This is a genomic window from Natronosalvus caseinilyticus, from assembly GCF_017357105.1.
Lineage (GTDB): Archaea > Halobacteriota > Halobacteria > Halobacteriales > Natrialbaceae > Natronosalvus > Natronosalvus caseinilyticus.
This window is the reverse complement of record NZ_CP071596.1, coordinates 1,937,672-1,952,623: the sequence shown is the minus strand read 5'-3', so window position 1 is coordinate 1,952,623 and position 14,952 is coordinate 1,937,672. Positions and strand designations below refer to the sequence as shown.

Genomic DNA, 14,952 nt, shown 5'->3' with positions numbered 1-14,952 from the left:
AGGCGCGCAGGACCAGCACCTTGTCGTAGTGATCGAATCGACGTACCTCGAGTCCGACGCCAGCCGACGAATACATCCCTGTGTTTCCTCCCTCGAGTGTCTCGTTATATGATACCACGAGCCACCGATACGTTATACCGCTGGAGTTCGTAGTGATAGTGTGAGCGAAGAACACCAACGACGCAATTTGCGGATGCCCAACGATGACGAAGTGTTCGCCGTGGTCACCGAACACCTCGGCGGCAACCACGTCCGACTCCAGTGTGAGGACGGCAAGAGCCGTCTCGGACGTATTCCCGGCCGCATGAAGTACCGGACCTGGATCAACGAGGACGACATCGTCGTCGCCGAACCCTGGGACTGGCAGGACGAGAAGGCGACGATCGAGTGGCGCTACACCGGCCAGGACGCCGACCAGTTGCGCCGCGAAGGGCACATCGACTGAGTGTTTTCGCTGACGGTACTCGCTGGCTCGCCTCGAGAGCGACGGGTTCGCTGCTAATCGGCGTGTCACTCGAGACGAAGAGAGTCACCTGCCCACCTGTAGCGAGACTGCGTTCTGACTATTGTTTGTATAGTGTTAGGAGTTGAACCGATGAAAACCGTCTGGCACCGCAGCAGCGTCTCGACAGTCGGGATCGCGTGACCGGAAGCGGCGGCCTCGCCGCCTCGAGGCGGTCACCCGAATCGATGCTCGATTATTCGACCGTGACGCTCTTCGCCAGATTCCGGGGCTTGTCGATCGGTCGCCCCAGTGCGTTCGCCGCGTGGTAGGACACCAGCTGGAGCTGGACGTTCGCGAGCAGGCCCGCCAGGTCCGGATCGACGTCCGGAATCTCGAGGTGGGCGTCCGCGATATTCAACGCACGGTGGCCCTCGGGACACACCGCGATCACCGGCGCACCTCGCGTCTGGGCTTCCTCGGCGTTGTTCAGTACTTTCTCGTCTTCCTCGCCGGTGAAGATCGCGAACACCGGCGTTTCGGGGGTGACGAGCGCCAGCGGGCCGTGTTTGAGTTCGCCCGAGGCGAACCCCTCGGCGTGCTCGTAGGTGATCTCCTTGAACTTCAGCGCGCCCTCGAGCGCGACCGGGAACCCGAGACCGCGACCGATGAAGAAGAACGACTGGCTGTCGAGGTACTGCTCGGCGAGGTCCCTCGAATCGTCGTCCTCGAGGACCGACTCGATCGTCTCCGGGAGCGCCGAGACGTCCTCGAGCAGCGCCTCCAGGTTCGCCCGCTGTTCGCCGACGACGTCGCCGGTCACCCGCTGGGCGAGCAACAGGAGCATGACGGCCTGTGAGGAGAACGTCTTCGTCGCGGCGACGCCGATTTCGGGGCCGGCGCGGATGAGCAGGGTGTCGTCGGCCAGTCGCGCGGCCGTCGAGCCGACCACGTTCGTCACGGTCAGCAGTCGGGCGCCGTCGGCCGCCGCCTGGCGCATCGCCGAGAGGGTGTCCGCGGTCTCGCCGCTCTGGGTGACGGCGATCACGAGCGTGTCCTCGTCCACGGGGGGAGCACTCACTCCGTACTCGTTGGCGAGGTGGGCGCTCGTCTGGACGCCGGCACAGTTCATCGCAATCGATCCGTAGAGGGCGGCGTGATAAGACGTGCCGCAGGCGACGAACTGTACGCGCTCGATTCCCTCGAACGTTCCCGGGGGGAACGACTCGAGGGCGACGTCGCCGGCCTCGTGGTCGATCCGGCCCTCGATGGCCTGGCTGAGCGAGGTACCCTGCTCGTAAATCTCCTTGAGCATGAAGTGGTCGTACTCGCCCTTTCCGGCCTGTTCGGGGTCCCAGTTCACCGTCTCGGCTTCCCGTTCGATGGCGTTGCCCTCGAGGTCCGTGAACTCGATACCGTCGGGGCGGACGACGACCACGTCGCCGTCTTCAAGGTAGACGACGCTGTCGGTGTACTCGAGGAACGCGGGGACGTCGCTGGCGAGGAAGTAGCCCTCCTCGTCGAGGCCGACGACCAGCGGCGAGCCCTGTCGGGCGGCGTAGATGACGTGATCGTCGGCGACCATCGCGGCCACCGCGTAGCTTCCCTCGAGATCCTCGATGGCCTGCCGGAACGCCGCCTCGGCGGATGCGCCCTCGTCGAAGTACGACTGGATGAGGTGCGGAATGACCTCGGTGTCGGTGTCGCTGGTGAACTCGTGGCCCGCGGCTACGAGGTCGGCTTTCAGTTCGGCGTAGTTCTCGATGATGCCGTTGTGGACGACGGCGACGTCCTGGGTCGAATCGGTGTGAGGATGGGCGTTCTCGTCGGTCGGCGGCCCGTGGGTGGACCAGCGGGTGTGGCCGATGCCAACCTCGCCGTGGAGGGTGTCGCTGTCGATCGTGCGTTTCAGGTCGTCGACCTTCCCGGAGCGTTTCTGGACCTTGATTCCGGAGCCGTTCTGGACGGCAACGCCCGCGGAGTCGTAGCCGCGATACTCGAGGTTCTCGAGGCCGGTCAGCAGGGTATCGATCGCCTGGTCGGTGCCCACGCGTCCGATGATGCCACACATCAGTGGCTCACCTCGTTGATCGCGACGTCGACCGCGGGAGTCTGTCGGGTGCGAGGGAGAGATGCGGAGCCGTTTCGGGGGGAGCCGCCACGGGTCGCTCGGACCGTCAAACGATGCACTGTCATAGCACTACAGAGCGGCGCTCGACCCATTACTATAGATCCACTAACGCGGTCGATAGTCACCACGTACTCTCTCCACCGGCTGATACGTCGCGAACCGGCCTCGAGCCCGTCGAAATTGCCGTCTTTCGACGCAGATCGAATTATTTCACGAGATGGGAGAGAATTCCGCCCGCGCAGACGGTCCTTTCCATCGGTATGTTCACCCATCGTGTCTCCGGAAACAGTTTTGAACCGATTACACGATCGAAAACGGTGGCTATAACACAGTCTATAATCGCGACCCGACTAGTTCGAATCGAGCCCTAGAGCGACGACTCACACAGCTCGGTCACTGCCCGCCGGAGCCGCTGTGAGACGGCGGATTTCGAGATCCCCAGCGTCTCGGCGAGTTCGTCCTGCGAGATGCCGCGCGGAACGTCGAAGTACCCCTCCTCGTAGGCGACGCTCAGAAGTTCTTCCTGTTTTTCGGTCAACCCGATCGCGGTCGTCTCGTTCGCTTTCGCCAGGCGCAAGTGGTTGACGTGAAACGAGATTCCTCGTCGGCGACACGACTGGTTGAACGCCAGTAAGCTATCGCGGTCGGGAAAGCGCGTTCGAAGTACCCAGCCGGTCTGTCCGCTCGAGAGATCGAGGACGCGGCCGCCGGCTTCGACGACCTGGCTCGTGAATCGGACCGCTCGGTCGGTAACCGTGGCGCGATACACCCGTCTTCGGGGGTACCGTTCGACCAGCGTCGGATTCGAGACCGTGGTATCGCGCGCGAGCGCAGATTCGAGTTCGTCGAAAGGAGCGGCCTCGGCGACGAAGAATATCACCGTGGTGCCGTCCTCGAGCTCGCTCGAGTACTCCAGCTCGACGCGACCGCTGGAGAGCCGACGAAGCGTCGGTCGGAGAATCAGTTCGTCGTGATCGAGTTCGAGTTCGGCGACGATTCCGTCGTCGGCCTGAGATCGAAGCGGAACCGAATCGGCATCGAGTGGGTTGGTGCTCATCGACGGACCACCCCGCGCGGAGCGCGAGCCGGGTAATCGCCGCTTATCGCAGACAGATACATCAAGCGTGCATTTCGCCCCGAGTCACTTGGTGGTAGACGCTAAATGGTGAAACGGGCGATTAACGGGGCGCTAAACTGATTCATCCATCGGCTCGAGTGACAGTCACGACACGACGAGTAATTCGGAATTTCCGACCCTGACGCGTGTACCAGCGAGCGGACGACGGTTCATACAATCGGGTTAGTTCGGTGATCACTCGAGCCGCCCTGCCTCGAACAGGAGTTCGTACACCTTTCGCTCGGCGATGCGCAAGTGTCGCGTGAACGTCGGCTGGGACACGTCGAGCAGGTCGGCGACCTCGCCGCCGGTGTGCTCGCGCGGGGACGCGAAGTAGCCCGCGTAGTACGCGACCCTGAGCGTCTCGAGCTGGCGCTCGGTCAGCTGCTCTCTGATACGGTCCTCGAACGAGCCGTACGGGCGGTCCCCGGACGAGACGACCCGTTTCGAGTGGAGTTCGACGCCAGGTTCCCAGCGCTCGAGGCGGTCGACGAACGACCGGATGCTGGTTCCGGGCGCGAGATCTACGACGAACGTCGGTTGCCGCTCGCGTCCGTCTATCGTGCGGAGATCTCCCCCATGTGCGCCCACCAGTCCGACGAGCGTCTCGCCGACGAGGCGCGCCTCGACGTGGAGACGGGCGCCTCGTTCGCTCGATACGTCGAGCGCCTCGAGCCCCTCGATTTCGTCGGCGGTCGAGCGAACGGTCGCCGCCTCGAGGTCGTCGTCTGCAATCGAGCACACGACGGACGTCCCGCTCGGCCCCTCCGAGAGCGCCAGTAGGTCGATTCGGCACCGACAGCGTGTGGCGAGGACGACGAGGGGATCACCCGACTGGTTCCCCTCCGTCGGCTCCCCCGGCCCGGTTCGAGGACGGTCCGCCCCGTCGTCGGCCGACGGGAGCGTGAACGAGAGTTCGAGTCGGTCCTCGGCGGTCAGGAACCGTCGGTACTCGCCGACGGCGAAGGCGAGCGAGAGGTGCGTTCGGAGGGTCTTGAGTCGCTCGAGCAAGTCCGACGTCACGGTAGCCGCCGGGATGGAGAGCGCCAGCACGCCGTATCGCCGGTCGTCGAACGACAGCGGGAGATAGACGGCGTCGCCGGCCCGGTCGTCGGGGCGGTCTGATCGACCACGACGGTCGGTTCGTCCCACCGTCCCCGGCGTGTTCCGGTCGGCGGCGGGGACGTGGCTCACAGATCTCAATTCGATCGCCGCCGAAATCGAGTCGACGTCTTCTACGAAGCCGTCGGTTCCGATCGGCGAACCCGAGGTCAACGACCCAGCGCTCGCTCGCTCGGTGACGGTCTCGGCGGCCGGATCGACGTCACCGAACCAGGCGCCGTCGACCCACTCGAGCGCCGCCAGGTCGGCGCAGAGTACCGACTCGGTGGCCCGGCGATCCGAGGCGTCGGCCAGCGTGGACTCGAGCCCCTGGACGACCGCCTCGAGCTCACCCAGTCGGTCGCGATCCGCTTCGAGGCGGTCGACCGTCTCCTCCAGTGCCTCGAGCGCGTGCCGGCGATCCATCGTCTCGAGTTCGGTCGCGGCCAGCGCCGTCATCCAGTCGGTCGCCTCGACGTCCGTCGAATCGAGCGTCCGCAGGCCAAGTCCCGTGGCGACGACGACCCCGCGGTCGCCGACTGGAGCGACGAACACCCGATCGGTCGCCACCGCCCCCGTTGCGAGCAGCGGGTCGAACGCTCCCGACTCGAGACGGCCGAGCGACGGTCCCGACAGCCGCCGCGGGTCGAGCGCCGGGACGTCCGCACAGTCGAGGGTCGGGAAGTGTATCGTCGGATCCGCATCGGTCGGCGCGACGGCCGCCGGATAGAGTCGCTCACCGTCGAGCAGGTAACAGCAGGCGGCCGACGATGGGGTAAGCGCGAGGGCGCCGTCGGCGAGGTGCTGGCTCACTACCGACGGCGAACTCGCCGACCGGAGCGCGCGACTCGTCCGGGAGAGGACGGAGACGATGGCGTCGTCCGCCGACGGCGGCCGGTCGCCGAGCACGCAGAACGCCGCCCGGTCTCGAGACAGCGACACGACGGTCGCCGAGACGGTTCGATCGCCGTCCCCCGTTCGGACGGTCGCCTCGAAGGTGTCCGCGCGCCGTACCGTGGAGTCGCCCGCTCGACGTCGGATTCTGTCGCACGTCCGTTCGTCGACCAGTGAATCGAGTGTTCCGGCGAGCACGTCCGTCGCGCCCAGCAGTTCCCGCGCGACCGGGTTCGCCTCGAGCGTTCGCTCCGTCTCCCGGTCGAAGACGACGACACCGATTCGGAGCGCCGTCGTCACCGTCTCGAGCGCCCGTGCCGTCTCGACGGCCGGACCCGCCTCGTCCTTCGGTGACGCCTCGTCGCGATCGGTCGACGCACCCACGGCGATGGCCAGCACGCCCGAGTCCGTGGGCGCGGCCACCCACTCGAGCGTCGATCCTTCCTCGTCCGGTGACCCCTCCCCGTCGAGGGAGAGCGACGTCCGAAACCGAACCGACGACCCGCTCTCTCGAGCCTCCCGAAGGTGGTCGAGAATCGCCTCGTGACGGTCCGCCGGCAGCGCCTCCTGAATCGGGGTACGGACCGTGAGACCGTCGACGAAGAGGACGCTGGCTTCGTCGGACGCCGCGACGATCCGCCACGTCTCGTCGACGGCGAACGCCGGGCGCTCGAGCGCGCCGACCCAGGCTTCGACGTCGGTCGAGTCCGATTCCGGGGCGGGGCCGACAGTCAGAACGAGGCTGTCGTCGGGTACCGGGTCGCCGCCTCTCACCGTCGCGACGTGCGTTCGCCACGTGCCATCGGCGTGGCGAAGCTGTACGGTTTGCGGCCAGGTCGGGGCGTCTCTCGTCTCAACTCCCCCCTCGTCCTCCGTCTCGTCCCCCGCTTCGTCCCCCACCTCGTCCGCCGACGAGGTTCGTGCCACCTCGAGTGCGCGTCGGATCGATTGTCGGTCGTCGTGGACGACCTCCTCGACGGGCCGATCGACGAGTTCACTCGGCGTGTAGCCCAGCACGGTTTCGACGGAGGGCAGGGCGGCCTCGACGGTGCCCGTCGAGTCGACGACGAGAGCCGTCCCGGGTCCGTTCTCGAGGGCGGCCCGTTCGAGCGCCGTTCGGGTCTGGTCGGCGGCGGACGGTGACGCATTTAATAGTGTTTCCACGCGTGCGCGAGCCTCCGCTCGCGAGGCGTCCGGGTCGAGTACGTCCGTCGCTCCGGCCTCGAGCGCCGCCTCGGCGTCGGCGCCGCTCGCAATCGCCAGGAGCGGACAGTCGGCGCGCTCGCGAACGCGTTCCAGATCGGTCGGCGGGAGGTCAATCGGGTACACCAGACAGCCTGCCTGCGCGACCTCGAGGTACTCGAGGGCCGTCCCGAGGTCGGTCACCCGGTGAACGGCACTCGGGCCGAGGACGTCCTCGAGCGTTCGCGCCATCTCGCCGACGCTATCGGTCGGGTCGATCACGAGAACTGGCGGCGTACCGCGGGACTCGAGACCGGCGCGCTCGCTCACCGGAGTCACCTCCGACGTGGTGTCGTCTGCGAGTCGTCTAGCCGCCCGGTCTCGTCAGTCACTGTCGAACACGACCGTCCTGAGACGATTAAGTAACCCCACCGTATCGACCGGTAGCGAGCGATTGCGTTCGCCGCGTCGGTCCCGAAACCGCTCACAGCACCTCGAGGATCACGATCGCGAGGTAGAGTTGCCCGAGGCCGGCGACGATCATGACTGCGCCAGCGAGGCGCTCGATCGTTCCCGTGTGCGCCGCGATCCACCCCGCCCCGGCGACGAGTCCCATCCCCGTCGCGACGGTGAGCGAGATCATGAGCCCGGTAACGCTCCCCACGTACGCGATGAGGACGAGTGCGCCAGCGCCCGCCGATAACGAGAGCGCGCTGGTCAGGACGCCGATGAACAGCGGCGCGACGCAACCGGCCGCCGCGAGCGCGTACCCGGCGCCGAAGACGCCGAACCCGAGGACGCTCGAACGGCGTTTCGGAAGCGCGAACGATAGCGAGGGCGCCCGTCCGGCGACGACCATAAGCCCGAACACGATCAGCAACGCGCCGACGATCGGTTCGAACAGGGTAATGTTCGAGAGCGTCTCGTGGCCGACCACGAACGTCGCCCCGAGCAGGACCAGAAACGTGATGATGACGCCGGCACCGGCGACGATCCCGCGAGCGAGCGAACCCCCGAGCGTTGGCTCGGCGTCCTCGGTTCGGCTCGCGTAGTAGCCGACGTAGCCGGGAAGCAGCGGGTACGCACACGGGGAGAAGAAGGTCGCGATACCGGCGCCCACTGCGAACGCGACCGTCGACACGAAGGCGAGATCGACCATCGATCAGATCGCGCGCTCGATACCGGCGACCAGTTCGTCGGCCGATTTGATGCCCCCCTCGGACCACTGGACGAAGCCGTACTCGTCGACGGCGACCGCGTACGGGTAGCCCTGGAGCCCGTAGCGCTCGGCGAGTTCGACGGTTCGGTCGACGCCGACCGTCCAGTTGCCGTCGTGTTCGGCCCACCAGTCGGCGAGTTCCGCCTCCGTGATCGAGGCGCCGGTCGACGACCCGACATTCTCGTTGGTCACCGAGACGAACAGCACCTCGTCGCCCAGTCGCTTGTGAGCCTCGACGAGCGCAGGCATCTGCTTGATGCAGGGCGCACACCACGTTCCAAAGAAGTCGATGAACGTCGGCTGCTCGAGCGACGGGAGCGAAATCGTCCCGGCCTCGCTCCCCTGGGCGTCGACCGTCTCGACCTCGAGTTGGTTGGCATCCTCGCCGAAACGACGGCGGATGCGAGACTGCAGGCTCGAGACGTCGGTCGTGGCGACGACGCCGCCGGTGGCGAGGACGCCGAGACTGCCGAGTCCTGCGAGGAGGTCGCGCCTGCGCATGTTACTGTCCAACGACCGTGCGTACGTCCTCGAGGACCTTCGAGGTATCGACCATGGTCCCGCGCGGATAGGAGCGTTCGACGACGCCGTGTTCGTTGACGAGCAGGATCAGGTTGATGTGGGTGAAGGCGTAGTCGCCGTGGTCGTGTTCGTTCTCGCTCGAGTCGTTCTCGTGACCGCTCGAGTCGTTGCTATCGTCATCGGTTCCCTCGGTATCGTTCTCGTGGTCTTCGTCGTCCTCGCTCTCGTTCCCGTCACCGTGACCCGCCGCCTCGTGATCCTCGACCCGCTCGAGTCGCATCCCGAACTTGTCGTTGAGCGTCGTCTGTGCCGTCTCGTTGTCTTCGGGACGAAGGAAGTGCCAGTTGCCCACCTCGAGGTCGGCTCCCTGCTGGCCGGCGTACGCCTCGAGCACCTCGGGGGTGTCCCGGTCGGGATCGAACGTGATCGCCAGGAGTTCGAGGTCGTCGACGTAGTCGTTCTCGACTGCGTCGGCCTGGGCACGGCGCAGGCGCAGCAGTAGGGCCGGACAGGCGCCGTCGGGGCAAGAGGTGTAGAAGAACGTCATGAGGTACGACTTCTCCCCCTCGAGGTCGCTCGAGGAGACGGTTCCTCCGGTCAGGGGGTCCGGGAAGGAAAACGACGGCATCTCCTGGCCGTAGATCGGGTGGACCGGATCGCCCCGGTCCTCGGTCGGCGCGTCGAGGGCGGTCTGGCCGTCGCCCCAGTTTCCGCGGCCGGGTTCGGGCTCGTCCTCGCCGAGCACGCCCTCGATCGAGCCGAGACACCCCGCAACCCCGGCGAGACCCGCCGTCGAGAGACCGCCGAGATACGTCCGTCTGTCCATACTCGAATCCTGGGACCGGTCGATCAAAGGCTCGTTGGTTCGACAATCCGAAAACCGATGGCCGCGGGATCGTCCTGTCGGCGCCGAGCGGAGGGTCTGTCCACCGTACGGCGCGATTTACTCCGCGGGGATCGGCTTCGGGCTCGAGTCGACGTCCTCGAGCGCCGCTTCGAAGTGGTCCATCGTGAGTTCGATCTCGTCGACCTCACCCGGGTCGTCCGTCCGGACGTACTCGCGCACGGCGATCGTCGCCGCCTCCCGACAGAGGGCCTCGACGTCGGCGCCGACGTAGCCTTCGGTCCGTTCCGTGAGCGTCTCGAGGTCGACGTCTTCGGCCAGCGGCTTGTCGCGGGTGTGAATCTCGAAGATCGCGCGGCGGGCGTCGTCGTCGGGCTCGGACACCTCGACGTGACGGTCCAGTCTTCCCGGCCGCAACAGGGCCTCGTCGATGAGGTCCGGCCGGTTCGTCGTCGCGACGACGACCACGTCCTCGAGTTCCTCGAGGCCGTCGAGTTCGGTCAGGAGCTGAGAGACGACCCGTTCGCCGACGTTCGACTCGCCCACGCCCCGACCGCGTTCGGTCGCGATGGAGTCGATCTCGTCGAAGAAGACGACCGTCGGAGCGTTTTCGCGGGCTTTGGAGAACACCTCGCGGACGCCCTTCTCGGACTCGCCGACGTACTTGTTCAGCAGTTCGGGACCCTTGATCGAGATGAAGTTCGACTGGGCCTCGCTAGCGACAGCTTTGGCGAGCAGCGTCTTCCCGGTCCCCGGCGGCCCGTACAGGAGGACGCCTTTGGCGGGTTCGAGACCGACGCGCTCGTAGGCGTCGGAGTGTTCGAGCGGCCACTGTACCGTCTCCTGGAGGCGTTGTTTGGCGTCGTCCAGGCCGCCGACGTCGCTCCACGAAACGTCGGGAACCTCGACGAACACCTCTCGCAGCGCCGAGGGCTCGATTCCCTTGAGCGCCGCCCGCACGTCGTCGTTCGTCACCTCGATCGCCTCGAGAACGTCGGCGTCGATCGTCTCGGCGTCGAGGTCCAGTTCCGGCCGAACGCGGCGAAGCGCGCGCATCGCGCTCTCTCTGGCGAGGTTTTCGAGGTCGGCGCCGACGAAGCCGTGGGTGTTCTCGGCGTACTGGTCGAGGTCGACGTCCTCGGTCAGCGGCATCCCCCGGGTGTGGATCCGGAGGATCTCCTCGCGGCCGACGCGGTCGGGGACGCCGATCTCGATCTCGCGGTCGAACCGACCGGGACGACGGAGCGCGGGGTCGATCGCGTCGACCCGGTTGGTCGTCGCGATGACGGTGAGTTGACCGCGTTCCTCGAGGCCGTCCATCAGCGAGAGCAGTTGGGCGACGATCCGGCGCTCGACGTCGCCACCGACTTCTTCGCGCTTGGGGGCGATAGAGTCGAGTTCGTCGATGAAGACGATCGCCGGGGCGTTCTCCTCGGCTTCCTCGAACACCTCGCGGAGCTGCTCTTCGCTCTCGCCGTAGTACTTCGACATGATCTCCGGGCCGGAGATCGTCTTGAAGTGGGCGTCGATTTCGTTGGCGACGGCCTTCGCCATCAGGGTCTTCCCGGTGCCGGGCGGACCGTGGAGCAAGACGCCCTTCGGCGGTTCGATGCCGAGCGTGTGGAACAGTTCGGGGTGGCGCATCGGCAACTCGATCATCTCGCGAACCTGCTCGAGTTCGTCCTCGAGGCCGCCGATGTCCTCGTAGGTTACCGTCGGTGCGGAGACGTCGTCGGCGTCGGGGTCGGACACGGTGATCGAGTCGCCGTCCTCGCCGACGGTGTCAATCTTCGTGGTGTTGCGAACGACGACCGTTCCCGACGGCTCGGTGTCGACGATCCGAACGGGAATCCGCCGACCGGACCTGCTCGAAAACAGTCCGAAGCCGATCGAAAAAGCGACTGTCTGCCCCTCAGTTACCGCCTGATCGACGAGTTTGTCCCGAACGTGTGCTCCCACGTCACCGCTGATCTGAATGTTCTGGGGAAGCGCGATCGTCACCGACCGAGCCGGCTCGACATCCGCGGGTTCGACGGCGACGCGGTCGTCTATCCGCACGTTCGCCTCGTGGCGAAGTTGGCCGTCGATCCTGATCAGCCCGCGGCCGGCGTCCTCGCTATCGCTGGGCCAGACGCGAGCGACCGTCCGTTCGCCGTCACCACCGTCGATGGTCACGAAATCTCCGCTGCTCACGCCCAGCTCGCCCAGCGCGTTGCGGTCGATTACGGCCATTCCACTGCCCGGGTCCCTGTTCTTGAGCTGTTTCACCGTGAGGTACATCGTGACTCACCTCGCGTGCAGGAAAAACGGAACAGGGAGCGGATCGCCCCGAGGCGGACGATCAGCCCTGAACCTCGATTTCGGTGCCGCTAACGGTCGCGCCGGTCTCGACCGGAAGACGCACCTCGAGGATGCCGTTCCGGTACTGAGCGGTGATCTCCTCCTCGACGACGTTCTTCGGGAAGCGGAACCGTCGGTGGTACGTCTTCCGCTGACCGCGCTGGTCGTCCTCGCGGTTCGCGGCGACGTTGAGCATGCCGTCGTCCCACGAGACGCTAATTTCCTCGCGATCGAAACCCGGCATCTCGACGCTCAGGACGAAATCGTCCTCCTCCTCGTACAGTTCGTAATCGGTACTCTGGGTCTCGAAGAGTCGGCTCGGGAAGTCGAGTCCCTGAATCCAGGAGCTTGGTGCGTTTCGTGGCAGTGCCATTACTATTCACCTCGCGTGCAGTTACGACTATGTGTGTGGTTCGTAATAAAATTAGCTCTCAGATTCGTTTCGATTCCTTTTGAAAATAGAACACTGGATCCGGGTTCGTCCGATCTGTGTCGGGGCCGAAACAGCGATTATCGGACCCACTTAAACGTGGATCAGCGCACCACCGACACCGCGAGCAGGTTCCGGACGCTGGGAGTACTCGAGCGGCGAACCAACGACGTTTTGCGCGCCGTGCCCCCATTTATCGTATGAATCAACAGGAGGGAACCGCGGACCGCACCGGACGCGCCTCCTCGAGCGGCGCTCGTTGGGAGCGACGCAACGTCCTTAAGGCCGGCGCGACCGGGTGTGGATTCGCGCTCGCCGGCTGCCTCGAGCGCCTCGGCTTCGAGGAGCAGTCGGCCTGGAACACCCCGCCGCTGATCGAGGATCGCCCCGACGCCGTCTACGTGCCGGCTGGCGAGGAGGAGATGGCCGCGTACGGCCAAGGGACGGCGGGCGACTACGCCGTCTCGCTCACCTACACGTTCCCCCACCGGTTCTGGCTCGTCTCCGGCGAGCGTCACCGCGTCGACGTCCAGACCGAGGACACCCACCACCTGATGATGACCGTCTGGGACGACGCGACCGGCGTCGTCCTCCCCGCCGACCTGGGCCTCGAGATCGTCGACGCCGACGGCGACCTCGTCCACGGCGACGCCCCCTGGTCGATGCTCGCCCAGCGAATGGGATTTCACTACGGCGACAACGTCACGCTCCCCGAGGAGGGATCGTACACGGCCCGAATCCAGGTCGGTCCGGTGACGACCCGCCGAACCGGCGACCTCGAGGGACGACTCGAGTCGACCGAGACGGTCGAGATTCCGTTCGAGTACGCCCGCGCGGACGTGCGCGACCTCGAACTGATCTCGGTTCCCGAGGACGAACAGGGGACGCGGGGGGCGCTCGAGGTGATGAGCCACGGAAGCGGGAACGGACACGAGGGTGAGCACGACGAAACCGGGTCGGGCGACGGACACGGAAACGGCGCCGCACCCGCGTTCACCGGACCCGCTATCTCGAATCTCCCCGGAACTCGCCTCGGCACCGAACGGAGCGGCGACGCCGACATCACCGCCATCGAGACCGATCTCGAGCGGCTGCGCGATGACGCGGACGCGGACGCGGACGCAGACACGTACCTCGCCGTCTTCCCGCGCACGCCGTACAACGACGTCCCGCTCCCCTTCACGTCGCTGTCAGCGACTCTCGAGGCCGACGGCGAGACGCTGCTCGAGGAACCGCTGGTCGAAACCCTCGATCACGAGTTTGGGCACCACTACGGGCTGGCAATCGACGACCTGACCGCGGCCGACCGCGTAACCGTCTCCGTCGACACCGCGCCACAGGTCGCTCGCCACGACGGGTACGAGACTGCGTTCTTCGACTTCGAGCCCGTTTCGTTCGATCAGTAAGACACGCTTCCGAACAGTTTCAGCGAGTTCGATCCCGGCTAGGCGGGCGCTGACCGGGCTTATGACTCGTATAACAAAAACGACCGATACGGTACGTGGGAGGTATGTCACAATCTGAACGCCCGCGAGTAACGGTCGGCTGTCCCGCCTGTAGCGAGTCCGTTCGAGCGGCCGTCCCCGGCGGACCGGGGATCAGGAAATCCGGACACCACCTCGAGGCGGACGACGAGGAACACCGTCTCAGCGGTACGGAGACGACGTGTCACAACTGCGGTCACACCGTCGAGCTGTACTATTACTAGGTTTCGGGGAGGAGGTTCGGATTCTCACGATCCGAGCGCTAGCCAATCGAAATCGACTGCGGAGTACAACGGGGGTTTCAATCTCGTTCGAGCCAGATAGTGGCGAGTCGAACGCCGAGAGCGCCTCGACCATACCTATAGAAAATATAGCAAAGACGACGGGCCGTTCGTTTCGTGTCCGGTCGAACCCACACGTTTTTGCGACCCGAACGCCCCTCATCGGACGTGCAAATCGAGAACAGCTTTCTCCCCGTTCGCGGCGTGGGCGAGACCACCGAGCATCGCCTCTGGGAACACGGCATCACCCACTGGGACGAGTTCGACGGCAGCGTCGTCGGCTCGACCGTCGCCGACCGCATCGAGGCCTTCATTGACGACGGCCGACGCCACCTCGAGGCCGGTGACGTCTCGCCGTTCGCCGAGGCGCTCCCGGCGGCGAGTCGCTGGCGGTTCTTCGAGAACGTTCGCGACGACGTCTGCTACCTCGACATCGAGACGACGGGCCTCGACGCCAGTCGTCACGACGTGACGACAGTGAGCGTCCACCGTCGTGGTGAGACGCGAACGTACGTCAACGGCCAGGACCTCACGCGGGACCGCCTTCAGAGCGAGTTCGACGACGCCGCGGCGCTCGTGACGTTCAACGGGCAGCGCTTCGACGTCCCGTTCCTCGAGACGGCGTTCGACGTCGACGCCTCGGTGCCCCACATCGACCTCATGTACCCCTGTCGCAAACTCGACCTGACCGGCGGGCTCAAACGGATCGAACGGGACCTGGGCATCGACCGCGACCAACCCGACATCAGCGGCCGCGACGCGATTCGCCTCTGGCACCAGTACGAGCGCGGCGACGAGGACGCCCTCGAGACGCTCGTGCGGTACAATCGGGCCGACACCGCGAACCTCGAGCCGCTGATGGAGACGGTGGCCGAACGCCTCCACGAGTCGGTCTTCGAACCCGTTTGTGGACGCAGCCTCGAGTAGCCATTTGCGGACGCGAGTTCGAATAACTGTTTCCGGAT

The 14,952-nt window shown here is 65.8% G+C and carries 12 protein-coding genes; 4 read left to right on the top strand and 8 right to left on the bottom strand.

Annotated elements, in window-relative coordinates:
- Window positions 1-193: 193 nt before the first annotated feature.
- Window positions 194-445 (top strand): translation initiation factor eIF-1A, encoded by a 252-nt coding sequence (locus J1N60_RS09525; RefSeq protein ID WP_254160516.1) that lies wholly within the window; start codon window positions 194-196, stop codon window positions 443-445.
- Between the two features lie 253 nt (window positions 446-698).
- On the opposite strand, the gene glmS is transcribed toward J1N60_RS09525, so the two are convergent.
- The 8 genes from glmS to J1N60_RS09485 form a co-directional block, all read right to left on the bottom strand.
- Window positions 699-2,513, bottom strand: coding sequence for a glutamine--fructose-6-phosphate transaminase (isomerizing) (gene glmS, locus J1N60_RS09520; RefSeq protein ID WP_312912480.1), 1,815 nt, complete (start codon window positions 2,511-2,513; stop codon window positions 699-701).
- A gap of 427 nt (window positions 2,514-2,940) precedes the next feature.
- Window positions 2,941-3,630 (bottom strand): helix-turn-helix domain-containing protein, encoded by a 690-nt coding sequence (locus J1N60_RS09515; protein WP_312912479.1) that lies wholly within the window; start codon window positions 3,628-3,630, stop codon window positions 2,941-2,943.
- 255 nt (window positions 3,631-3,885) lie between these two features.
- Window positions 3,886-7,197, bottom strand: a complete 3,312-nt coding sequence (locus tag J1N60_RS09510; RefSeq protein WP_312912478.1) for a bacterio-opsin activator domain-containing protein — start codon at window positions 7,195-7,197, stop codon at window positions 3,886-3,888.
- Between the two features lie 154 nt (window positions 7,198-7,351).
- Window positions 7,352-8,026, bottom strand: a complete 675-nt coding sequence (locus tag J1N60_RS09505) for a cytochrome c biogenesis CcdA family protein (RefSeq protein ID WP_312912477.1) — start codon at window positions 8,024-8,026, stop codon at window positions 7,352-7,354.
- A 3-nt stretch (window positions 8,027-8,029) separates the two neighbouring features.
- Window positions 8,030-8,587 (bottom strand): TlpA family protein disulfide reductase, encoded by a 558-nt coding sequence (locus J1N60_RS09500; RefSeq protein ID WP_312912476.1) that lies wholly within the window; start codon window positions 8,585-8,587, stop codon window positions 8,030-8,032.
- A 1-nt stretch (window position 8,588) separates the two neighbouring features.
- The gene (locus tag J1N60_RS09495) at window positions 8,589-9,434 is read right to left on the bottom strand and encodes an SCO family protein (RefSeq protein ID WP_312912475.1); all 846 of its coding nucleotides are present in this window, start codon (window positions 9,432-9,434) and stop codon (window positions 8,589-8,591) included.
- A 117-nt stretch (window positions 9,435-9,551) separates the two neighbouring features.
- Window positions 9,552-11,732 (bottom strand): CDC48 family AAA ATPase, encoded by a 2,181-nt coding sequence (locus J1N60_RS09490; protein ID WP_312912474.1) that lies wholly within the window; start codon window positions 11,730-11,732, stop codon window positions 9,552-9,554.
- A 61-nt stretch (window positions 11,733-11,793) separates the two neighbouring features.
- Complete coding sequence (locus J1N60_RS09485) at window positions 11,794-12,165, bottom strand: Hsp20/alpha crystallin family protein (protein WP_312912473.1); 372 nt, start codon at window positions 12,163-12,165, stop codon at window positions 11,794-11,796.
- Between the two features lie 257 nt (window positions 12,166-12,422).
- Here J1N60_RS09485 and J1N60_RS09480 point away from each other — a divergent pair, with 257 nt between their 5' ends.
- The 3 genes from J1N60_RS09480 to J1N60_RS09470 all read left to right on the top strand — a co-directional run bounded on the left by J1N60_RS09480 (window position 12,423) and on the right by J1N60_RS09470 (window position 14,914).
- Complete coding sequence (locus J1N60_RS09480) at window positions 12,423-13,628, top strand: DUF7350 domain-containing protein (protein ID WP_312912472.1); 1,206 nt, start codon at window positions 12,423-12,425, stop codon at window positions 13,626-13,628.
- Between the two features lie 104 nt (window positions 13,629-13,732).
- The gene (locus J1N60_RS09475) at window positions 13,733-13,930 is read left to right on the top strand and encodes a hypothetical protein (RefSeq protein WP_312912471.1); all 198 of its coding nucleotides are present in this window, start codon (window positions 13,733-13,735) and stop codon (window positions 13,928-13,930) included.
- A 225-nt stretch (window positions 13,931-14,155) separates the two neighbouring features.
- Window positions 14,156-14,914: a ribonuclease H-like domain-containing protein gene (locus J1N60_RS09470; RefSeq protein ID WP_312912470.1), complete on the top strand. Its 759-nt coding sequence runs from the start codon at window positions 14,156-14,158 to the stop codon at window positions 14,912-14,914.
- Window positions 14,915-14,952 lie beyond the last annotated feature (38 nt).